This window comes from Cellulosilyticum sp. WCF-2 (genome assembly GCF_003990395.1).
In the GTDB taxonomy this organism is placed as follows: Bacteria; Bacillota; Clostridia; order Lachnospirales; family Cellulosilyticaceae; genus Cellulosilyticum; species Cellulosilyticum lentocellum.
The window spans coordinates 1638924-1661808 of the sequence record NZ_CP034675.1 but is presented as its reverse complement, the minus strand read 5'-3'; the positions used below and the strand labels follow the sequence as shown (position 1 = coordinate 1661808).

Here is a 22885-nt window from a genome sequence, read left to right as displayed (position 1 = left end):
GTTTTTAATTTTTATATTTACAATTCATTTTCATACTAAACTTACGATACGAGGGACATACTATTTTAGAATATTAATCTATTACTTTGAAAGGAGTACATTATGAATAAAGTACATTGTTCTGTGTCAGGTTTACAAAATTCCACTTCAAAAACTAGTCTTAAAAACGCATTAGGTAAATTAGATGGCGTTCAAATGATTAATGTGGACTTAGGACGCGGTTCTATTGAGGTTGGCTATAATGAAGCTACTTCTGAAAATGAAATAAAACATTGTATTGAATCTACTGGCTTTTCCATCCAATAACTCATTTATTTCATATTAAAGCAGGGGTTATGGTATAATTAATATTTATAAAATCTAATGAATAAAAGACCTATGAATCTAGAGGTTTACACTAGTTTCATAGGTCCTTTTGATATAAATAAACTATTATTCATTTTTGCTGGGCATTTATATATTTTGCGACAACCGCTTCTTTAAATGCTTTCATTTATTCTTTTAATGCTTCTTATCACCCCCAATATGCCTATTTTTGAGATTATTATTTTTCTTTCTCGCCCTCATAATACATCCCCCACTCTTTTCTAATAGCTGTCATAATCTCCATAACATCTGTCGTATAAGGTAACATCATCTCATCTTGTTCTCCGCCAACAGCCCTTTCCATATCCTCCATTTCATATTGTAATGCTTTAGAACCTTCTCCCAATTGAATCACTTCTTTTTCTCCTGTAGCTGTGTAAGTAATGGTTGCTTCTGCTGCTCTTGGATATTCCATAATTTCAATATAAGCTTTATCACAAGATATCATGGCACGTTTAGGTTGCTTTGAATGTAGTGTTAAGGCAAGTACTGCCATTTCACCTTCATCATTCATCATCAAAATACCTGATTGTTCATCTGCTCCACTTGGTGCATATTTCACCTGAGATGCTATCTTGTTCGGTTTAGAGATCATAAAACACCTTGCCAAGGTAATGGCATAAACTCCAATATCTAGTAGTGCACCACCAGCAAGAGACATGTTAAAGAAACGATTATTCATATCATATTCTTTATAGCTTCCGAAGTTAAGCTGAATCATTCTCACTTCACCAAGCACACCTGATGCAACCATTGCTCTAAGCTTTTTATAAAGTGGCATGTGGTAGATGGTCATTGCCTCAGCTAAAACAACCCTCTTTTCCTCAGCCAAAGCCTTTGCACGTTCTAGCTCTTCACTATTTAAAGTAATAGATTTTTCACAAAGTACATGCTTTCCATGTGCCAACGCTACCATAAGGAAATCAATATGTGTATTATGTGGAGTCGTAATATAAATAATATCTACTTTAGGATCTGTAAACATCTCGTGGAAGTCATCATATACCTTATTTATATGATACTTATTTGCAAATTCAATTGCCTTTGAATGTGTACGATTTCCTACTGCATAAATTTTCTTTCCTGCATTCGTTAAGGCCTCTGCCATTTCATTAGCCACAACACCTGTTCCTAAAATAGCCCAGTTAAATGCTCTTTTATCTTGATTCATTTCTTTTTCTCCTTATAATCTTATGCTAACTATTTTTAATTGCAGAACGTACTTGTGAAATGTGTTCTTGCATCAGTTGATGTGCTTTATCAACTTCCTTGTTTTCTATTGCATTAAATATTTTTCTATGCATAATGGCTGATTCTTTAAAGTGATTATGATTAATTGTATTTTCTTTACTAAAATAATCTTGCTTTGCTGTGACATAACGTAGCGTTTCAATCATCTGTACTATAAAATTATTATGTGAAGCAGCTGCAATGCCCAAATGTACTTCCCCATCACACCTCATCATTTCTTTTTCATCCACCTTCTTTTGTTCAAATAAAGCAAGGGTCATCTCGTGATTAATCAGTGATTTTTCTAAATGAAGCAGGTCTTCCTCTGTCCTATTAAGTGCTGCTAATTTTGCTGCATCTGCTTCAATAAGGCTTCTTGCTTCAAACACCTCTTCAATAAGAGAGCGGTCAAAAAGGCCATATGTTTGTATGATATTACCTATCATATGTGGTTTATAGCCACAAACATAAGTCCCTCCTCCCTGTCTTGTCTCTAGTATTCCCATTGTCCCTAATATACAAATAGCTTCACGTAGTGAGACTCTACTTATTCCTAATTCTTCAGCAAGTGCTCTTTCATTAGTAAGCTTGTCTCCCTCGCTAAACTCCTTTTGCTTAATCTTTTCTAGAATATAATTCACTGCCACTTCTCTTGGACTTACTTTTGCCTCCATCTACAACTCCTTTGTAATTGGTATGACCAAACTTAAATTGGTATAACCAATTTTAAAACACTCATGTATTTTATGTCAACTTTTAATTATTCTTTTCATTATAAGTCCCTTAATACCCTATCTTGTTAAAATAATATGCATCCTATATACTATTAGTTGCTATTCATCTAACATTAGGAGGTTTTTATGACAATTTCAGCTTTTCTTAAATTAGTTGAATTACCTACCAAGGTAGCCAGTGTTATTCCTTTTTTATTTGGCACGCTTTATGCCTTTTATGCCTTTGGTGAGTTTAATTTTACTAATACCATTATCATGTTTTTGAGCATGTTAATCTTTGATATGACTACTACTGCTATTAATAACTATATTGATTATACTAAAGCGCTTCAGAAAGATGGGTATGGTTATGAGATACATAATGCCATGGGGGCATATGGACTTAGCCCCAAACTAGTACGCTTTCTTATTTATGTAATGTTAATGGTATCTACAGGCTTAGGATTTTATTTAGTTTTCCGTACAAATATCATCGTACTAGGTCTTGGTATCCTTTGTTTTGCTATTGGGATTTTATATACCTTCGGACCTTTGCCGATTTCTAGAACTCCCTTCGGCGAAATTTTTTCTGGATTTACTATGGGATTAATTCTCCCCTTTATTGCTATTTATATTCAGGTCTTTAATCAAGGTATTGTAAACTTTAGTTTTGATGAATGGCAACTTCTTTTAGTACTAAATATTAAAGCACTTATAGGCATCTTTTTAGTTTGCCTTCCCTTTATTAACTGTATCGCAAATATTATGCTTGCTAATAATCTTTGTGATATGGCAGAAGACCTTATTAATAAGCGTTACACTTTACCTATTTATATAGGGAAAAAAGCTGGACTTATTTTATGGGAAGCCCTTTATTATTTAAGTTATGTTGCGATTATCATTAGTGCTGTATTAGGTTACCTTCCTTGGTTTTGCTTATTTACTTTAATTACACTTGTTCCAATTCGTAAAAATATTGCCCTGTTTAAAGAATTGCAAACTAAAGGAGATACTTTTGTCTTCGCTATAAAGAACTTCTTACTACTTAGTAGCTCGTATATCATTACGCTTATATTAGGTATTATTTTCTAATGAAAAACTAAATTGTTTCTAAAGAATGAACTAAAATAATTAAAGCGCTGCCATTGCAGCGCTTTTTTAAAGTTTCCAAATACGATTCATGATAGATAAATGCTCTTTATCAGGTGCAACGTGATCACTTAAATAAGTGCCTGTAATAACACCTATCACTAATGCACTTAGCTCTTTCTTAGTACCAGGTAAGGTAATTTCACCTCCAGCCTTAGCTTTTTCACACATTTCTTCAAAAAGCTTGCCTAAGGTTAATTCATTATAATAAGGGTACTCTTCTTCCTTGATGCCATTAAAAAAATAAACAAACTCAGCATCAATAAGTTTCATTTCATTAGCTTCTTCACCTACGGTTAATAAGAAGTTAATATAGCTGCTAGTGAACTTAGTATATTGCTTTTCTTCTAAAAACCACTGGTAAACTTCTTTTAGCTTGTCTTCAAAAGCCATATCCTCTTTCCACTGCTTCATACGAAGTGCAATTTTAACTGTAAAAATTCTAATGAAGTAGTGAAAAATATGCTCTTTCGTTGAAAAGTAATTAAAGAATGTACCTCTTGAAATCTGTGCCTTTTGACAAATCTCATCAACTGTAATCTCAGTAAACTCCTTTTGTTTCAAAAGGTTAGCTGCTGTTTTTAATATAGTGGTTCTAGTTTTAACATAGTTAATTTTCCTTAGTGAAAAATTCTCTAATGATTGATACATCATAATAAATATATCTCCTCTCAAATTTTACATTTTATATTCTTCTAAAGTATGGTCCATTTTGAGGTTCTTATACATTTTTACAAAAAAAATTATTAAAAATAATATCATTTTTTAGTTTTCTTTTATAAAGTTTGATGTTTACATTCTATTAGTATATAATGTTAGAAGATTTATGGTTATTTTTTTGAAAGGGGCCCTAAATGCAAAAAAAATATTTATCTTTTTTACTTTGCTTTATTATTTTTTCGAATTCATTATTTGCATCAGCTCTACCTGATATTAGTGCCGATGGTGCAATTCTTATAGAACCTAAAACCAATACTATTATTTATTCTAAAAATATGTATCAAACCTTTTATCCTGCTAGTACCACTAAAATTCTCACTGCTCTTGCAGTACTTCAGGATTTACCTACAGATATGATTATTACTAAAACACAAACTGCTGCAGATGAGGTTCCTGCTGATAGTAGTCAAATTGGTTTAAAGGTAGGTGATCAATATACTGTTTTAGATGGTTTGTATGCTGTACTTATGGCTTCAGATAATTATGTTTGTTATGACCTTGCTTTAGCAGATAAGGGGAATATCTCTGCTTTTGCTAAGCGAATGAATGGGTTAGCTATTGACAGTAATGCTCTATTCTCCCATTTTATTAACCCTCATGGCTATCACGATCCTGATCACTATACGACACCTTATGATTTATCCCAAATTGCTAAGGCAGCTTTTGATGACCCTATTTTAACTAAAATTGCTGGAACAAGCAGCTATAATTTTAAAGTAGCTAATAGTGATGTGGTTATTCCCCTTACACATACCTCTGCTTTATTAGATAAAAATAGCCCTTATTATAATCCTCATGTAGTGGCTTCAAAGACTGGCTATCATACACCTGCAGGACGTACTTTAGTGGCAAAGGCCGTTTATGATAATATTGAACTCATTGGTGTGGTTATGAGAACCGATGCGCCTAATCAGTTTGAAGATATGAATAAACTCTTTGAGTATGGTGCTAGTAACTTTACTTTATCTACTCATGTAAAGGGCTTCGACTATCTTACTAACCATACGTATTCTAACTGGGCAAAGCCCTATGTAACTCAGGCATTACAAGAAGGTTGGATTACTAATACCACTCATAACTACCTCTCTCCTATTACAAAACGTGAATTTGTGACTTTACTCAAGAGTGCTACCCCTACAAGCTACAATTCACTTTTAGAAAATATAATTCAGTTTAATGGTTCTTCTATTTACAAAGAAAACCTTAAAACTACCAGGGGTGAAGCCGCCAAAGTCCTTTATCAATTTTTAAGCCAATTAGATTTAGCTAATATCTTACCTTCAAAAACTATTGTTGATCTAGACCAAACCACTGATTCCTATGCAAAAGCTATTCAATTTTGTGTAGATATAGGTATTATGAGTATTAATGAAAATGGTTATTTTGGTGCTAACGAACCTTTATCTTATGAAAACGCCCTATGTATTGTTTCAAAGGTTAATGATATTATTAAGCGCTATGATTCCTATGGTTTGCCAGTATCTTAATAGCAACTAGTTAGAAACCATGATAACTATTCAGTCTTACCTCATAACGACATGTGCTATTCATTAATATAAAAATTAATATGTTATCGTATAAAAGAAAAGTGATTGGCACTGTCCTCTTAATCGTATAATCATCTCTAGCTAAATAGAATAAAAAAACTGTAGACATTGTTAGTGCCTACAGCTTTTTACTTTATTGTCTATTTATTGTACATCTTGGAGGGCCTCATATCCTTCTTCACCTGTACGAACCTTGATAACATTTTCTACATCATAAACAAAAATCTTACCATCTCCAATATGTCCTGTGTATAGTACCCGTTTAGCTTCTTCAACCACTGTACTTACTGGAATTTTACATACTACAATGTCTACTTGGATTTTAGGAAGTAAGTTAAGTTCCAAAGGTACACCACGATAATATTCAGTAGCACCTTTTTGCATACCACATCCTAATACATGATTAACTGTCATTCCTGTTATACCAATAGTATTCATGGCTGCTTTTAAAGCTTCAAATTGACTTTCTTTAGTTATTATTCTAATTTGAGTCATTTTTACATCAGAACCTACTTCTGTAGGTTTTAATGCACGCTCTACAGGAACAGCCACCTCTGGACTAACTTTCGCTTTATCCTTTGTTGTAGCAACTTCTCCCATAGCCCCCCCATTCATAGTATAAAAATCTGCATAAGCACTAACTAGACCATGTTCTGGTAAATCTAGACCACTTATTTCTTCTGCTGGTGTTACTCTTAAACCAACTGTGTGTTTTAAAACCAAAAACACAATTGTCATGGTAATTGCTACCCAGAAAAAGACTGATACAACTCCTAATATTTGAATACCTAAAAATTTAATGCCATGTCCGTAAAAAAGTCCTTCTGAAGTAGAGAAAAGCCCTGTCAAAATAGTTCCTACTGCTCCACAACAGCCATGAACCCCAATGGCACCAACAGGATCATCAATCTTTAATACCTTATCAATAAACTCAATACCAAAAATTACGACAAAGCCTGCAATAATACCAATAAAGAATGCCCCCATAGGATCTACCACATCACATCCTGCTGTAATAGCTACAAGTCCTGCTAAAGAACCATTTAATGTCATGGATACATCCGGTTTTTTATAACGAATCCAAGTAATAATCATAGTTGTTACTGTTGCTACTGCTGCTGCTAAGTTAGTAGTTGTAAAAATAGATCCCATAGCCATAAGTGCTTCATCACCTTCTGCACTCACCGTAGACCCACCATTAAATCCAAACCAGCAGAACCAAAGAATGAAAACTCCTAATGCCCCAAGGGTAATACTATGCCCTGGTATTGCCTTAGCTGTACCATCTTTAGCGTACTTACCAATTCGTGGTCCTAATATCTTAGCACCAACAAGTGCTGCAACACCTCCCACCATATGAACTGCTGTAGACCCAGCAAAATCATGGAAACCTAATTGTGAAAGCCAACCTCCACCCCAAATCCAATGACCAGATATAGGATAAATAACTGCACTAATGACTGCACTGTAAATACAGTATGAAATAAATTTCGTTCTCTCTGCCATGGCACCAGATACAATCGTTGCTGCTGTGGCACAAAAAACGGTTTGGAAAATAAAAAATACATACTTAGGGATACCTTCTGGTAGAACCGAAGCATAATCCCCCATACTAAATAGGTCAATTCCCCCCACAAGGGCACTACTTCCGGCAAACATTAATCCAAAACCAAATAGCCAATAAATAGGTGTACCAATGGCAAAGTCCATTAAGTTCTTCATAATAATATTTCCTGCATTTTTGGCTCTAGTAAAACCTGTTTCAACCATAGCGAATCCTGCTTGCATAAAAAATACTAACGCTGCTGCTACTAATACCCAAATGACACTTACTGATGAATACATACTCATTTCCCCCTTATATCGAATCTATTTTCTTATTAATCATCACCGTCACTACTTCGCGGTCTTCTAGTAAGTCAAAGCTTGTTACTTTCTAGTCTATTTTCAGCTGCTTAAAAAATAAAAAAGGCGCTATAGATTTTCATCTATAGCGCCTTTGCTATTAACTATTAGCATAGCACTTTTATGTGCTAATTTGTGTTAAGATTTCGTAAAGATTCATATCTCAATTTACTATTTGTTTAATCTCTAACCTTTTAGTGGCACCCCATCTGCATCTAAATCTAGTTGCCCACATAAAATTAAAATACCATCAATAAATCCCCAAATATATCCGATTCCAAACAAAGGTAGGGTACATAACTGGCCTACTGCTACCCCTGTGTAACCCAAATAAAATCTTCCCACTCCAAATCCACCTAAAAAAAGTTGAAGTAACCCAGCGATTAATCTAGACTTTTGATGTTCATAAACTTCTTCCTCTAAAACTTCCTTTTCATGACCACTCATTTCATTTTGAAGGCTTACTTTGTTTAAATAATCTTGCTGGAATATTTTATTAATTCCTTCTTGCTCATTCATTAAGTCCTCTTGCATTTGTTCTTGTGACCTATTGCTTACTTCATTTATTCCTTGTTCTGCTTGGCATATAGGACAAACCTTTACTCGTTCCCCTAGCTCTTGCCCACAATTTTTACATTTCATAGGTTTTCCTCTCTTTTCCTATCTCATATTACTTTCATTTTACCATGATTGGTTTTATCTTTTCAATGTTAGTACCACTATTATTCTAGTTTTAAAAATTGTATATCCTCTATACATATGTTAAAATATTCTAAATAATCTTTTACAAATTACTCATACAAGGTAGGTTATTATTATGTCAAATCCAAATCGTAAACAATGGAATAAACCTTATCTTCCCATTAGAAACCTGATTCTATGGGGTTGGGATAATAATCATAATCCTAGCTTCTTAGTGCTCTATGGGGAACATCAGTATGAAACTACTAGCTCACCTGCGGCTACTTCTACCATCTCCTCCGACAAAACAGGATTCCTCGGTTCTTTATTCAAATCTTTATTTAGCTCCTCTGCCACTCAGAACCCTGATCCACCTAAGGCTATTATCCCGACTCAATCCTCTTTTCTAGATGAACAAGTGACTTATACTCACTATGCTATTTTTAAAGGCCATAAAGGTCACTTACCTAGCTTTGAGGCTTTAAAAATACTTACTGAGGATGAGCAGAAAAAAATGTATTATAAAAAAGGTGTATCTTATGACTGGCGTTACCATACAGATGCTAATAGCCTTGTAGAAAGTTTTAAGCCACTAGAGGCTCCTACAACTTTCACTTACTTTAATCCACCACCTTATGAATACTATGTGGTGCAGTTAGAAAAACAAGGGTTAGTATTTTCTAATTTCACCTTAGCTAAGCACCCTAATGATTTTCTAAAACTTTCAGGTGATACCTTTAAATATTATTCTGAGATGTCCAAAATCCTTTCCCATCCGCTTTTGTATATGAGAAAAAAATATTTAAATGCGTTGCTTGATCAAAATCCACCTGCTGAGCTTTTACAATTGCTATTTAAAATTGGGAGCTCCGAGCTTATTTCAGGACTTTGCCTAGAACTTGCAAAACGTAAAAATCCTATCTTAATAGAAGAAACCAAGGAACTTCTTAAAAATCCTATTAACTTTGAAAGTATAAGCTACAGTCAAGGTGTTTTGCGTTGTGCTAATATTTATGTTCACACATTAGATCCTAAGTCAAAACAAGCACGCCTCCAAACTATTTATAAGATGCTGCCTGATGCAGATTTGCATTTAATCAATATTCAAGGCAAACCAGTTGCTGAAGGTAAACATTTCTCTGGTGCTCAATATCATACATTTGCTAATCAAGGTGTTTTTAAGAAAGATTACTGGACATATGACCGGGAGCTTCGTACCTCTATTAAAAGGACTTATCCCGCCTTTTATAAAGTAGGCCCTTATACCGATGGCTATGATCTTAATATTTTAGCTTTTAAAAATACACTTCAAGAAGCCATTTCCTATGACTTAGCTGATGTAGTTGGGAAATTAGCCTATTACCTAGATTCACCTAGACTTAGATATTACTTTAAAGGCTCAGGTAAAACAAAAGCTTATAACTATCTTATTGGAAGTGTAAGGCGCACCATAGATGATTATGCTAAAAACCAACCTGACTTATTTATAGCTGCTATGAAATCCTTACTGCCTAGCTATACCTGTGATGATTATCTTTGTAGATTCCCTGGTAATTTTCAGTTTAACTATTTTATTCGCCGTTACCTTTATCATGACTTCACTGAAAAGCCACCTACCAATTGGCGCAATAGATATAGTTGGTTTAGTGAAGATCAGCTGATAAAACTAAATGGACGTTATGAAATGATGAAGGAGCTATGGGATCAACACTTAGAAGATGTCCTTTACATTGCTAGTCATGCACAAATTCCTTCTATTCAGAAAGCCTGTTACTACATCATAAAAGAATCTCCTACTACAACTGAGCTAGTAACCACTCTTTCTCATCAGCAGCTTATTCTTCTTAGCCAGTCAGCTTTTTTACCTTTGGCAGAATTATTTATGCAGTATTTAAATGAAAGACTTAATGCTTGTACCACTTGTGAACCAAAGTTGCTGCTAGCTTTAATGGATACATCTAACGAAAAAATCAAAGCGCTTGCACTTCAATATATATCACAAATTAACGGCTCTTTCTCTCCTCTTTTGCTAACAGAATGTATTTTATTAGAACACGCTGATGGCTGGTTAGAGACCCTTCAAGGTGAGCTAATGGCATTAGATATGAATCAGTATGCAGATTTCATCGTCGCTTTAACCGAAAAACTCATTACTTTTAAAGACGAAACCCCAAAGCTTACAAGCGAACTTGAAGAACTCCTTATGCTATCAGCTCACAAGCTAGAAAGCTTATCTTTCGAAAAAGCCAGCTATGTTATGATGCATATAAGAAATGTACTTAGTCAGGTACCAAAGCTTTCTTCTAGCTTCTTAAATTATTTTGAATGCCTCCTTTTCTCCTTTAATGAAGATACCTTAGAAGTACTTCTTAAAGGTGACGGAAATCTAGAAACTGCCTTGCCTGTAGCTCAGCGTCAAAAGCATCTATTAGCTTTATTAACCGCTATTAAGGAGCAAACCTTACCTTCTGATGCAGCATTCAAGCTCATTTTAGAAGAAGGTAATCCCCCTATGATAAAAACCTTACTTACTTTATTAGAAAAATTACAAAGCACCTTACCGCAGAGACCTACGCTTTTACTTCTTATGCTGGAGTCTGACGTGGTCGTACTTAATGATTTAGCTACTAGTGTATTTGAAGCCTTGCCTCAAGAAGCTTCTGTATTAGCACATCAGCTTATCATTGATTCGCCTCTGCCTAAGGTCTATAACTATGGACTTTTAAATTTAGATAAGCTGTATGGTGATTTTATTCCTAAGACTTTTATCCTTCAGCTTTTAGAACATCCTAGTAGTGAAGTCAAAGCTTATATCAGTCATAAAATAGATGCTATTCTAGAGGACTTAAGTACAGAAAATGCTGAGACCTTCATGTATTATGTAAAAACCCTTTTGCTACTACCTAATAAGATTTCAAAAAGTAAAGATATCATCTACAAGCTGCTTCCTTCATTTGTTTTACAAAATCCTAGTTTTAAGGAAGTCGTTGAAGCCGAACTTTTAGCCATTGGTGGTTCAAATATTAAACGAGACAGTGAGCGTGCATTAATGAGTCTCGCCCAAATCAGAAAGGAGTTCTCAGCTTATGAAAGTTAATTATGATTATGCAAGTCCTTCTCTTTGCACCCAAGAAAATAATCAAACAACTCTAGGCCTTAGTCCTGATCTTTCAAGAAGTGAGCAAGTTTCCTTTTTAGGACGTTTAAAGCACCCTCTCATTTTTCGTGATGCTATGCTTATGCTTAGACAAATTGTTATTTCAGATGCAAGGCCCGCTAAAAAAGAGCGTGTAGAATTTTTTGACTGGCTAGATAGAGAAATTGAACGCCGTGTTGTATTACATGACCAATATGCCCCTCAGTTAAGAGCTTCTCTTTCTCAAGATATTGATGAAACCATAGAAGCACTTGGTTCAAAAGATGATGAAATTGCTAAATTACTAGAGGTAAAAGCTGCTTTAAAGAAAGAAATTGATGCTTCTGATACTTGGAAAGACTACTATAAGCTAGAACGTAGCTTTTGGCAATATATCAAAAACAAGGATTTAGACCTCTGGTTTGTTTTAGATCCTGTTATTACAGTTCATGAAGATCAAGTATCTTTCGAGGCTTTTTCTTTAGATGAATCTATTTATGGTATCTTATCCATAGACAAAGAGGAATTTGAACTCTTAGCACCTCCTAAGCTGGGCACTACCAATATTGACTTTTCTTACAAACTTGCTCAGGAAATGGAACGCTTTCGAACCTATAATGATGTAGTTCTTTCTGTTAATCCTGGTGGCTTTACTGTAGCTAGCGGTGTCCTACCTGAACATTTAGAAAAGAAAATTGACTTACCTGAAACTTGGATTAAAGGCTTTAATCAGGTCTCTGCAGCTGCTAGCTTAGATGGTTTAGAACTAGACTTATCACCTATTGATTTTTATGACATTTGTAGCTTTTTGAAAAGACATAAAGCTCATAAAAGTCCTCGTTATATGAAATGGGTGCTAACACCTAATAAGCCTATTGAAATTGTCTTTGAACCTTTTAAAACAGTTCTTACTTTACAAACCTATTATACTGGAAGCAAAAAACGCGAGGAAAAGATTTGGGGCAGACGCCGTTTTCTGGTGGCCGAAAAATTAATTCCTTTAGCCAAAAGCTTTAAAGTGAAACTTCTGGGCTTTGGTATGCCTCAGTTTATTACAGCTGACTTAGGTACTATGAAACTTACAATCGGTTTATCCTCTTGGTCTAGTAATGATTGGGTCAAAGGGACAGCCTTTAATGTTATGGCAGGTTTTATTGGTGAAGGTAATTATCCAAAAATCTACAAGCTTTTAAAAGAAAAGCGTGCCTTAAGCTTTGATCAAATCTATCACTTGATTCCGGAAGACTCTAAATCGCTTTGCAAAGCTGGCATTGGTAGCCTCTTAAAACGTGGTGAGGGCTACTTTGACTTAGTCCATGGTCTTATTCGTTTTAGACAGCTTTGTAATACACCTATTCCTCTAGCCTTATATGAGACAACACCTATTGAAACAAAGGTACAAAATCATTTAAATGAAGGAATGGATTATTTTACGGCTCAGCTTAATCCAGAACAAATCTTTACTTTTACCCATCATCTTCAAATGCCTAATGAAAAATATCACCGCTGGAATTTTAGAAATACCCCTGACTATGAAAGAGAATTTGATTTAACGGATACAACTCTTTCTATTAATAATGATGGTGAGATTTGCATGGTAAACTGCAACTGTAGAGCTTTCCAAAAAGGTCCTAGAAATATCTCTGCGCCTTGTGCTCATATTCTTGCTTTATATATGATGTCCTCAAAATTTTTAAAGCTAGATTTAGAATATCATAAGGTTTATAAAATAAATGATATTATGGAGACGTTATTATGATAGATCAAACACATTCACAAAATCAAAGACAAAGTTATCGAAGTGAAGTAAGTCAAAAAGGTAAAAAGGAATTTACTTTATTAAAAATGCAGGAATACGGCTTTTGGCCTAAAAATTTACCTACACCATATGAAAAGCAAAAAGCTGAAACTAAAGAAGATTATGAAAAGCGAAAAGCACTATTAAAAGAATACGACAAGCTTAGTAATGACCTGGCCAATCTTTATGGAGAAAAAGAGGCCATTAATCTTAAGCTTCAGGAATTAAAAAAGAAATATACTGCCACCTGGGATTATGAAAAAATCCGCCAAGACATTGCCAAAACTATTATGGCAGAGTCAATAGCTAGACGAGCTGAGCGTAAAAAAGAACGCGAAGTAGCCCAAGCTGAAAAATCAGCCGCTTGGCAAAAAGCAAAAACTGAAAACATTGTTTTTATCGGTAAAGGTTACTCTAGTGGTCTGCAAGACAAATTGACCCATACTAGCAAATTAGAAAGTTTAGGTCTCCCCCTTATCGAAACAGATCATCAGCTAGCTAGTTTTCTGGGACTTACCTATACAGAGCTAAGATTCCTTACTTATCATCGTGATGTGGTCACCTCTGACCATTACTATCGCTATGAAATACCTAAGAAAAAAGGCGGATTTCGCCAAATAGCTGCCCCTAAGCCCCTTTTAAAACAGGTTCAAAGAAAAATTCTAGTAGAAATACTAGAAAAATTACCTATTGCTGAAGAAGCTCATGGGTTTATTAAAAATCGCTCTGTTGTTTCTAGTGCCGAGGCCCACATAAAAGCGCCTACATTATTGATTACCATGGACCTAGAAAACTTCTTTCCTACCCTTACCTTTGAGCGAGTAAGAGGTATGTATAAAAGCTTTGGCTACTCAGGTTATATCGCTTCTTTACTAGCTATGCTTTGCACCTATTGTGAGCGCATGACTATTGAAGTAAGTGGAACTACTAAATATGTAAAAACTTCACCTCGCATACTTCCTCAAGGCTCTCCTGCAAGCCCTATGATTACCAATATTATTTGTAAAAATCTAGACCATCGTTTAAAGGGCCTATCAGCTACCTATCAGCTGACCTATTCTAGATATGCTGATGATATGAGCTTTAGCTATAACGAAGCTGAGGAAAATCTTAAGTTAGGGCAGTTTCTAGGATTAGTAAGTCTCATTGTAGAAGATGAAGGGTTTCATATTAAAGCTTCAAAAACGAAAATACTTCGTCCTCATAACAGGCAATGTTTAACAGGCATCGTTATTAATAATGAAGAAATAGGCGTTCCTAAAAAGTGGGTCAAAAATCTTCGTGCTGCCATTCATCACGCCAAACTCCTTAACCAAATAGGTCAGCCTATTCCTACTTCGTTATCACAAGAAATTCAAGGTAAAACCTCTTGGCTTAAAAGTGTCAATCCTGAACGCTACAAAACTATTATTGAAGCTGGTTTAAGTGTAATAGCTCATTTCTAACACTATATCATTTTTCTTACATTACACGTTAAATAATTATACACTTTTTACAATTATTATTGAATTCCATCACTTTTCATGTTATAGTTTTACTATCCAAATTGTGTACTATAAATTTCTTGGCCTTTATGCTACGGTGTTTCGCCGTGGTGCGTCATATAGCTTACATACTTCACTAGGCTCTGCGCAATTCGCTACGCTGCCACTACTGTGCACATTTAAAACCTATCCTGCGGTTATGTGACAGTAGTGGCGCTACGCTGAAGTGTCATAACCTAATCATTGGCTTGTTAGCAAGAAATTTATAGATCAATGCCTAGCGGCACAAAAAGAAGTGTCATACAACTCACATCCACAAGTTGTATGACACTTCTTTTTGTAAAATTTTATAATATTTTTCGAACTATAACCTTCATTAACTACCTAACTTTATTTTTGAGGGGCTTCAATCTTTTCTATCCCACCCATATATGGACGAAGTGCTTCCGGAATAATAACAGAACCATCTGCTTGTTGGAAGTTCTCTAAGATTGCTGCTGTAGTACGTCCAACTGCAAGACCACTACCATTTAAAGTATGAACAAATCTTGCTTTATCTTCTTTGTTATCTTTGAATTTGATATTAGCTCTTCTTGCTTGGAAATCTTCAAAGTCAGAACAGCTTGAAATCTCTACATAACGACCATAGCTTGGCATCCAAACTTCAATATCATACGTCATAGCTGAACTAAAACCTAAATCTCCTGTACAAAGTCTAACTACTCTATATGGAAGACCAAGTGTTTTTAAGATATCTTCAGCATCATTTGTTAGTTTTTCAAGTTCATCATAAGAATCTTCTGGCTTTGTGAATTTAACCATTTCTACTTTATTGAATTGGTGTTGACGAATGATTCCTCTTGTATCACGACCTGCTGAACCAGCTTCTGCTCTAAAGCAAGGTGTGTACGCACAGTGTTTAATCACTAAGTCTTTACCATCTAAAATTTGATCTCTATACATATTGGTTACTGGTACTTCAGCTGTTGGAATAAGGAAGTAATCTGTATCTACTACTTTAAAAGCGTCTTCTTCAAACTTAGGAAGCTGACCTGTACCTGTCATACTTGCACGATTAACCATAAGTGGTGGAAATACTTCTGTATAACCATGCTTATCTACATGCATATCAAGCATAAAGTTCATAATCGCACGTTCAAGTCTAGCACCAAGCCCTTTATAAAATACAAAACGAGAACCTGTTACTTTAGCTGCTTTTTCAAAGTCAAGAATATCTAAGTTTTCACCAAGATCCCAGTGTGCTTTGATTTCAAAGTCAAAGTTTATTGGCTCTCCTATTTTACGCATTTCAAAGTTCTCTGTATCATCTTTACCAACTGGCACAAGTGGATTAGGAAGGTTTGGAAGTCTCATAACAATATTTGAGATTTTCTCATCAATTTCCTTTACTTCTGCGTCTAATACTTTTACTTCATCAGAAAGCTGTTTCATTTCTGCAAAGATTGCAGTTGTATCCTCCCCTGCTTTTTTCATAGCTGGAATTTGTTTAGATACTGCATTTTGTCTACTTTTGTGAGCTTCTACTTCTTGAAGAAGGGTTCTTCTTTTTACATCTAACTCTGTAAATTCATCTAAATTGTAGTTACCACTTCTTTTAGCAAGTGCTGCTTTAACGCCTTCTAAGTCTTCACGTAATAATTTGATATCTAACATTTTCTTCACCTCATGAAAGTATAATATATAGTCTTACGCTTCACAAAACTGGCTCCGACTACTATAGAACCATACGCTAAATAGAAATTTTTCCCAATAAAAAACGTCCTTCTATTCAACGTTTTGTGAATAAAAAGGACGAGACTCTCCCGTGGTGCCACCTTCATTTATTAATAACCGAAGTTATTAACCTCCAACGCTGCTATAAAGGGCTGCTCCCTCTGATTCATCACCAGTAGCTCCAAAAGCGGACCGCCAAAGTCTATTTACTAGTTCTCACCAACCACTAGTTCTCTGAAAAATACATCTTAAGCTTTTCTTTTATCATCGCTATTATTTTATAAGATTTGCATCTATTATAAAATAGAATACCAAAGATTACAATAGTTATTTATGATTTTACTAGGCATTCATCACTTATGATCTTTCTAAACTTTTTAACAATGAATTAGTAAACTAGAGCTTTGCATTTATAGATACTTTTTCATTTCATTAGAAGTACTTAATAGTACTTCAGCAATAGCTTTGGTTTGCTTGGTACGTGCTTTATTTTTCTCAGTTGTTAAATTTGTTTCTTCTACACCTGCCATCGTTTCTTCACTAACCGCCGAGATTTCATGTATGCTATTAACAATTTGTTGGTTAGACTCAAAAACCTCTTCTACTTTATTAGATACAAGCTTGATATTATCATTAACCTGACTCATATTTCCAATTGTTTCTTTAAATATCTTTTCGGTATCTTTAATACTTTCATTCTGCTTTTCATTAGTTTGTCTAAAGTTCATCATCATTTTCACAGACTCATTTGCCATCTCTTGTAACTCATTTACAATCTGAGTAATATTTCTTGTTAATTCACCACTTTGTGTTGCTAGATTTCTTACTTCATTAGCCACTACAGCAAAACCTTTACCAGCTTCTCCAACACGAGCACTTTCAATAGTTGCATTAAGAGAAAGAATATTAGTTTGTTCAGATATAGACGTTATATTTTTGGTAAGACGTTGAATCTCTATTACCTTTTCGTTTAAATTAATCATTGACTTATATACATTATCACTATTTTCATTTAAAAGGTCTGTTTGACTACCTAACTCGTCAACTATGTTTACCCCTTTATTCATAGACTCGATGGTATCCTCTGAAATCTGTCTCATACATTCTGAGGCTGTTTTGGTTTCTTCAATCATATCCCCTATCTTACTTGTAAGTTCTGTTTGACTTTGAATATTGCCTACGGTATTAACAACCCCTTTAGAAATATCACTTACTGCATTATTTATAATATCACTAGATAACTCTAGTTCTGAAACAATATCATAAACATCCTTTGCATTTGTATCTAATACTCTCGCTGTTTTTAACACTTCTTTTAATAATTCTTGCTGTTTGTCGGCACCTTCTTGAATATGATACGTCTGACTATCATTAAGAAGTATAGCAATTTTGGTACCTAACATAACTGTAATACAAACAGCACTAATGGATATGACCTGCATAAATAAATCTCTAAAACTTGCTTGGTCTACAATAGGATGAAGTACTCCCGAAATTATCACATAAATCAAATTACATAAAATAGTACTGATTCCTATGATCTTAATCAGCTTATAATCATAGTATAGATAATAAATAACGATTAAAGGGATGATATATGTATAAAGCATTTTCATGTTACAAGTAAACATGGTGATCGTATACATAATAAAGAAACTACTGAAATTAATCCACCTTAAAGATTGATTCTCCGGATTTTGCTTATACTTGAAGATAGATAGACTCATGCTTAAGAAAATTGATCCCCATACTAACGTCGTATATATAGGATTAATATCCTTTATGATTCCTAACACACCAAAAGCAATTAATCCTTCTAATATGGCTAAATTAACTAGTACTATTTTATTAACACTTTTTCTACTTTCTGCATAATCCATCGTTGCATTATATAATAATGTTACCTTCTTAACTTCATCATTAATTTGCTCCATCTCATGTTCTTCCTTTCATCCAATTTATAGTATCTTTCTTACTCTTTTCTATTTTATTGTCCTGCATAAACATCTTTTATAAATGTTTGTACTTCATTCCATGCCTTCTTTCCTTCAGGTACTATTTGCCATGCCATTTGAAAAACATGAAACATTCCATTATAAGTGGTTTCTTGCACCTTAACTCCAGCTGCTTCTGCTTTTTTTGCTACATCTATAGCATCATCATAAAGTATTTCATGCGTCCCTACTTGTACAAGTAAAGGTGGAAAATCTTTATAATCACCATAAACAGGAGATATATACGGATCCTTTATATCATGCTCCCCTACATAATCAGGATTACTAATTTGAAGGGCTATCCCTTGTAAACCTTGTCCAAGACACGGATCTTTATCATAATTGTCAGTTCGTGAAGGTGAGGTATTCTCTAGATTAGCCCAAGGTGACATCACAATCACTGCTTTAGGCAAAGGTACTTCATTGTCTCTTAAATAAAGAGTAGTTGCTAATGCTAATCCACCTCCTGCTGAATCACCTGTAATTATAATATTTTCATTACTATAGCCTTGCTCCATTAACCATTTATATGCTGCAACTGCATCCTCGAGTGCTGCTGGATAAATATCCTTAGGTGCTACTCTATAATCAATAGTAACTACATCACAATCTTCATTAGCTTGTGAGTATTTAATAGCTATATCTCGATAAGAATTAATTAAAGGCATAACATAAGCACCACCGTGTAGTTGCAAGATCACTCTTTGACTATTACTCTCTTCTTTAGAAAGCTTTTCTATAGGCAAACTTCCTAGATTCGTTTTTTCTACAACATAACCACTTGGTGCGCTCCAATCGGCTTCATTCATATAGTTTGCATTAGCAGCACTTTTTGCTGCTACCAATTCTCTCAAAAGTGCCCCTGATAAACTTACTTGTTTTGTTAACTGGAAATCGACAATTATAAGAACAATGATTAACACCCAAAATAAAAAACCCTTTATCCCTTTCCATGCTACTTTGCTACGTATAATAATTGAGCCTATAATAATGAGACCTAGCCCTATCCAACCCCCTATATTATTTTCACAGATTAACATGGCATAGCTAGACAAGGCCACTAGTATCATTATTCCTATAATATATATAATCCAACTTATTCCCCATCTATTTTCTTTTTTCATCCCAAATACCCTCGAATCTTTTAAATTTTCTAACTTTTATATCGACATTTCATTCGTTCCATATTATAGGTTGACTATATATTAATTACATATTTTATTTTTAAATCCAATTTTAACTATTTTTTTATTATGATATTTTATTTTCAAAATATGTATATAAATAAAATTCACGGGCAATAATACTATCGTACCAAGTGTGAGGTACATCGCTAAATCCCCCCTCAGCCTAGGTTTCTCCCCCTGAAACCTAGGTCCTTTTTATGTCATCATTTATCAATAATTTGTATTTTTATACTATCCACTTATTGTTTGATAAAAAGATTTTTCGCCAATTATTTCGTTATTATTTTAACATTATTGTTTAGTAGATTTCCTTTCTATTCTTAATTCAGTCTCTTACTTTCATTAACTTGTATATTTTTTTCTGTCTTTGTATACATAAAAAACTTATTTTTTAGTATGTTAAATTATTGACAACTTATTCTCCTTATGTTAACATCAATTTGTAGTCAAAACGAAGAACACTTCGAAAAACAACTACATTTTTTCAACAAATCAATTGTTAAAAAAATAACACTTCAATACACTTACACGTTTCATATTTTCAAAAGAAACATCACATAATAAACTTATATTGTTTACATCAAGGAGGCTTACTTAAATGTCTGAAAACAAAAAAGCAAAAATTGACGCACCAGTAATTGATGCAGTAAAAATGGTAGATGAATTAGCACAAAAGGCATCTGTTGCTTTAGATGAAATGCTTAAACTTGACCAAGAACAAATCGATGAAATCATAAAAGCTATGGCTCTTGCTGGGCTTTCAAATCAAATGCATCTTGCAAAAATGGCAGTTGAAGAAACTGGCCGTGGTATCTTTGAAGATAAAGTAACTAAAAATATCTTCTCAACAGAATATATTTATCACAGCATTAAATATGATAAAACAGTTGGTATCATCGAAGATAATGATGATGAAGCCTATATGTTAGTGGCTGAACCAGTAGGGGTTGTAGCAGGGGTTACTCCAGTAACAAACCCAACTTCAACTACAATGTTCAAAGCCATCATCTCTCTTAAAACAAGAAATCCAATCATCTTTGGTTTCCATCCATCAGCTCAAAACTGTTCAGCTGAAGCTGCTCGTATTGTAAGAGATGCTGCGATTAAAGCTGGTGCTCCAGAAAACTGTGTACAATGGATTGAACATCCATCAATCGAAGCAACTAATGCTCTGATGAATCATCCAAAAGTTGCATTAGTACTTGCTACAGGTGGTTCTGCAATGGTTCGTGCAGCTTACTCAACTGGTAAACCTGCACTTGGTGTTGGTCCTGGTAACGTACCTGCTTTCATTGAAAAAACAGCTGTAGTTGAAAGAGCTGTAAATGATATTATCTTAAGTAAGTCTTTCGATAATGGTATGATTTGTGCTTCTGAACAAGCGGCTATCATCGAAGCACCTATCTATGACAAAGCAGTAGCTCTTATGAAAGCACAAGGCTGCTACTTTGCTACTAAAGAAGAAGTTAAAAAACTTGAACCAGTTGTTATCAACCTTGAAAAAGGTATGGTTAATGCAGCTATTGTAGGTAAATACCCATATGAAATTGCTGCCATGGCTGGTATCACAATTCCAAAAGAAACTAAAATCCTTTGCTGCGAAATTGAAGGCGCAGGTCCTGAGTATCCACTTTCAAGAGAAAAACTTTCTCCAGTACTTGCAGTTATTAAAGCTAAAGACGTAAACGATGGTATTACAAAAGCTGAAATCATGGTTGAAATGGGTGGTCTTGGACATACATCTTCTGTTCACTCAACTGATGATGAAGTCATCAAAGAATTCAGCCGTCGTCTTAAAACTGGTCGTATCGTAGTTAACTCACCATCTACACACGGTGCAATTGGTGATATCTATAACACAAATATGCCATCATTAACACTTGGTTGTGGTTCTTACGGATGTAACTCTACAACTCAAAACGTAACAGCAGTAAACTTAATCAATACAAAAAGGGTGGCAAAACGTAAAGTGAATATGCAGTGGTTTAAAATTCCAGAAAAAATCTATTTTGAAGCTGGTTCAATAGCATACCTTGCTAAAATGCCAGAAGTATCTAGAGTATTAATCGTAACTGATCCAATGATGGTTCAATTAGGTTACGTTGATAAACTCGTTTACCAATTAAATAAAAATCCTAATAACCCAACAATTGAAATCTTTAGTGATGTAGAGCCAGATCCAGACTTAACGACAGTACGTCGTGGTACAGAAATGATGAACTCATTTAAACCAGACACAATCATTGCTCTTGGTGGTGGTTCAGCACTTGATGCTGCTAAAGGTATGTGGTTATTCTATGAACAACCAGAAGCAGACTTTATTGCTATGGCTCAAAAATTCGCAGATATTAGAAAACGTGTTTATAAATTCCCTAAACTTGGTCAAAAAGCACAAATGGTATCTATTCCTACAACTTCAGGTACAGGTTCAGAGGTTACTTCATTCGCTGTTATCTCAGATAAAGCAAACAATATGAAATATCCACTTGCTGACTACGAATTAACTCCAAACGTGGCAATCATTGACCCTGACTTTGTTATGAGTGTACCTCCAGTTCCAACAGCTGATACTGGTCTTGACGTATTAACACATGCTATTGAAGCTTACGTTTCTATCTTAGCATCTGACTATACTGATGCGCTTGCACTTAAAGCGATTCAACTTGTATTTGAATACCTTCCACGTTCATACAAAAATGGTGCTAAAGACCCAGTAGCTAGAGAAAAAATGCATAATGCATCAACTATCGCTGGTATGGCCTTCACTAATGCCTTCTTAGGTATTAACCACTCAATGGCTCATAAACTTGGTGGTGAATTCCATATCGTTCACGGTCGTGCAAATGCCATTTTATTACCACACATTGTAGAGTACAACGGATGTACAAACCCAAGTAAGTTTGTTATCTTCCCTAAATATGAAAAATATATTGCACCACAAAAATTCCAAGAAATTGCTAAAGCATTAGGTCTTCCAGCTTCTACGCCAGAAGAAGGTGTTAAATCTCTTGCTAATGCAATCCGAAACTTAATGAAAGAGCTTAATATGCCTCTTACTATTAAAGAACTTGGTATCGATGAAAAAACTTACATGGCTAAAGTTGATGAATTAGCTTACAAAGCATTCGAAGACCAATGTACAACAGCAAACCCAAGACTTCCAAAAGTAACTGAGCTTGCTGAACTTTATAAAAAAGCTTACTACGGTAAATAATTAATCCTTAATTATTTCCTTTCAATT

15 protein-coding genes and 1 other annotated feature are annotated in these 22885 nt (G+C 34.5%); of the genes, 7 read left to right on the top strand and 8 right to left on the bottom strand.

The genetic code is table 11. The features are described from left to right. Positions 1 to 102: 102 nt before the first annotated feature. Entirely contained in the window at positions 103 to 306 is a 204-nt protein-coding gene (locus EKH84_RS07125; protein WP_127065766.1) for a heavy-metal-associated domain-containing protein, read from the top strand. Positions 307 to 544: 238 nt separating this feature from the next. Here EKH84_RS07125 and EKH84_RS07120 read toward each other — a convergent pair whose 3' ends face one another. Then, positions 545 to 1537, bottom strand: a complete 993-nt coding sequence (locus EKH84_RS07120) for a Gfo/Idh/MocA family protein (RefSeq protein ID WP_127065765.1) — start codon at positions 1535 to 1537, stop codon at positions 545 to 547. A 25-nt stretch (positions 1538 to 1562) separates the two neighbouring features. After that, the gene (locus EKH84_RS07115; RefSeq protein ID WP_127065764.1) at positions 1563 to 2270 is read right to left on the bottom strand and encodes a FadR/GntR family transcriptional regulator; all 708 of its coding nucleotides are present in this window, start codon (positions 2268 to 2270) and stop codon (positions 1563 to 1565) included. Positions 2271 to 2456: 186 nt separating this feature from the next. Here EKH84_RS07115 and menA point away from each other — a divergent pair, with 186 nt between their 5' ends. Next, positions 2457 to 3401 (top strand): 1,4-dihydroxy-2-naphthoate polyprenyltransferase, encoded by a 945-nt coding sequence (menA, locus tag EKH84_RS07110; protein ID WP_127065763.1) that lies wholly within the window; start codon positions 2457 to 2459, stop codon positions 3399 to 3401. Positions 3402 to 3467: 66 nt separating this feature from the next. Here the strand turns inward: menA and EKH84_RS07105 are convergent, their stop codons facing one another. After that, positions 3468 to 4112 carry a TetR/AcrR family transcriptional regulator gene (locus EKH84_RS07105; RefSeq protein WP_127065762.1) on the bottom strand — a complete coding sequence of 215 codons (645 nt, stop codon included), beginning with the start codon at positions 4110 to 4112 and terminating at the stop codon, positions 3468 to 3470. A gap of 200 nt (positions 4113 to 4312) precedes the next feature. On the opposite strand from EKH84_RS07105, the gene EKH84_RS07100 reads away from it, so the two are divergent. Next, complete coding sequence (locus tag EKH84_RS07100) at positions 4313 to 5665, top strand: D-alanyl-D-alanine carboxypeptidase family protein (protein WP_127065761.1); 1353 nt, start codon at positions 4313 to 4315, stop codon at positions 5663 to 5665. A 204-nt stretch (positions 5666 to 5869) separates the two neighbouring features. Here EKH84_RS07100 and EKH84_RS07095 read toward each other — a convergent pair whose 3' ends face one another. Together EKH84_RS07095 and EKH84_RS07090 are read right to left on the bottom strand one after the other, a co-directional pair. After that, complete coding sequence (locus EKH84_RS07095; RefSeq protein WP_190283520.1) at positions 5870 to 7576, bottom strand: ammonium transporter; 1707 nt, start codon at positions 7574 to 7576, stop codon at positions 5870 to 5872. Between the two features lie 240 nt (positions 7577 to 7816). Then, a complete protein-coding gene (locus EKH84_RS07090) occupies positions 7817 to 8272 on the bottom strand; it encodes a TM2 domain-containing protein (protein WP_243118651.1) in 456 nt (151 codons plus the stop codon). Positions 8273 to 8447: 175 nt separating this feature from the next. Here EKH84_RS07090 and EKH84_RS07085 point away from each other — a divergent pair, with 175 nt between their 5' ends. From EKH84_RS07085 to EKH84_RS07075, 3 genes are read left to right on the top strand one after another with little or no spacing between them, the layout of a single operon-like run. Then, positions 8448 to 11408, top strand: coding sequence for a hypothetical protein (locus tag EKH84_RS07085; RefSeq protein WP_127065759.1), 2961 nt, complete (start codon positions 8448 to 8450; stop codon positions 11406 to 11408). Further along, entirely contained in the window at positions 11398 to 13206 is a 1809-nt protein-coding gene (locus EKH84_RS07080; protein WP_127065758.1) for an SWIM zinc finger family protein, read from the top strand. The genes EKH84_RS07085 and EKH84_RS07080 overlap by 11 nt, the downstream gene beginning before the upstream one ends. Further along, positions 13203 to 14690: a reverse transcriptase domain-containing protein gene (locus tag EKH84_RS07075; RefSeq protein ID WP_127065757.1), complete on the top strand. Its 1488-nt coding sequence runs from the start codon at positions 13203 to 13205 to the stop codon at positions 14688 to 14690. The genes EKH84_RS07080 and EKH84_RS07075 overlap by 4 nt, the downstream gene beginning before the upstream one ends. A 429-nt stretch (positions 14691 to 15119) precedes the next feature. On the opposite strand, the gene serS is transcribed toward EKH84_RS07075, so the two are convergent. The 3 genes from serS to EKH84_RS07060 form a co-directional block, all read right to left on the bottom strand. Further along, positions 15120 to 16403: a serine--tRNA ligase gene (gene serS, locus EKH84_RS07070; protein ID WP_127065756.1), complete on the bottom strand. Its 1284-nt coding sequence runs from the start codon at positions 16401 to 16403 to the stop codon at positions 15120 to 15122. 131 nt (positions 16404 to 16534) lie between these two features. Next, positions 16535 to 16740, bottom strand: a binding site (T-box leader). 133 nt (positions 16741 to 16873) lie between these two features. After that, a complete protein-coding gene (locus EKH84_RS07065; RefSeq protein ID WP_127065755.1) occupies positions 16874 to 18397 on the bottom strand; it encodes a methyl-accepting chemotaxis protein in 1524 nt (507 codons plus the stop codon). A gap of 53 nt (positions 18398 to 18450) precedes the next feature. Continuing rightward, positions 18451 to 19581 (bottom strand): alpha/beta hydrolase, encoded by a 1131-nt coding sequence (locus tag EKH84_RS07060; RefSeq protein WP_207669763.1) that lies wholly within the window; start codon positions 19579 to 19581, stop codon positions 18451 to 18453. A 661-nt stretch (positions 19582 to 20242) separates the two neighbouring features. On the opposite strand from EKH84_RS07060, the gene adhE reads away from it, so the two are divergent. Beyond that, positions 20243 to 22858 (top strand): bifunctional acetaldehyde-CoA/alcohol dehydrogenase, encoded by a 2616-nt coding sequence (gene adhE / locus EKH84_RS07055; RefSeq protein ID WP_127065754.1) that lies wholly within the window; start codon positions 20243 to 20245, stop codon positions 22856 to 22858. Positions 22859 to 22885 lie beyond the last annotated feature (27 nt).

Excerpts from the sequence above, each read along its gene's own strand:
- EKH84_RS07125 (WP_127065766.1), top strand. The coding sequence starts at position 103 with ATGAATAAAGTACATTGTTCTGTGTCAGGTTTACAAAATTCCACTTCA.
- EKH84_RS07115 (WP_127065764.1), bottom strand. The coding sequence starts at position 2,270 with ATGGAGGCAAAAGTAAGTCCAAGAGAAGTGGCAGTGAATTATATTCTA.
- EKH84_RS07105 (WP_127065762.1), bottom strand. The coding sequence starts at position 4,112 with ATGATGTATCAATCATTAGAGAATTTTTCACTAAGGAAAATTAACTAT.
- EKH84_RS07095 (WP_190283520.1), bottom strand. The coding sequence starts at position 7,576 with ATGAGTATGTATTCATCAGTAAGTGTCATTTGGGTATTAGTAGCAGCA.
- menA (WP_127065763.1), top strand. The coding sequence starts at position 2,457 with ATGACAATTTCAGCTTTTCTTAAATTAGTTGAATTACCTACCAAGGTA.
- EKH84_RS07060 (WP_207669763.1), bottom strand. The coding sequence starts at position 19,581 with ATGAAAAAAGAAAATAGATGGGGAATAAGTTGGATTATATATATTATA.
- EKH84_RS07080 (WP_127065758.1), top strand. The coding sequence starts at position 11,398 with ATGAAAGTTAATTATGATTATGCAAGTCCTTCTCTTTGCACCCAAGAA.
- EKH84_RS07085 (WP_127065759.1), top strand. The coding sequence starts at position 8,448 with ATGTCAAATCCAAATCGTAAACAATGGAATAAACCTTATCTTCCCATT.
- EKH84_RS07075 (WP_127065757.1), top strand. The coding sequence starts at position 13,203 with ATGATAGATCAAACACATTCACAAAATCAAAGACAAAGTTATCGAAGT.
- EKH84_RS07090 (WP_243118651.1), bottom strand. The coding sequence starts at position 8,272 with ATGAAATGTAAAAATTGTGGGCAAGAGCTAGGGGAACGAGTAAAGGTT.
- adhE (WP_127065754.1), top strand. The coding sequence starts at position 20,243 with ATGTCTGAAAACAAAAAAGCAAAAATTGACGCACCAGTAATTGATGCA.
- EKH84_RS07120 (WP_127065765.1), bottom strand. The coding sequence starts at position 1,537 with ATGAATCAAGATAAAAGAGCATTTAACTGGGCTATTTTAGGAACAGGT.
- EKH84_RS07100 (WP_127065761.1), top strand. The coding sequence starts at position 4,313 with ATGCAAAAAAAATATTTATCTTTTTTACTTTGCTTTATTATTTTTTCG.
- EKH84_RS07065 (WP_127065755.1), bottom strand. The coding sequence starts at position 18,397 with ATGGAGCAAATTAATGATGAAGTTAAGAAGGTAACATTATTATATAAT.
- serS (WP_127065756.1), bottom strand. The coding sequence starts at position 16,403 with ATGTTAGATATCAAATTATTACGTGAAGACTTAGAAGGCGTTAAAGCA.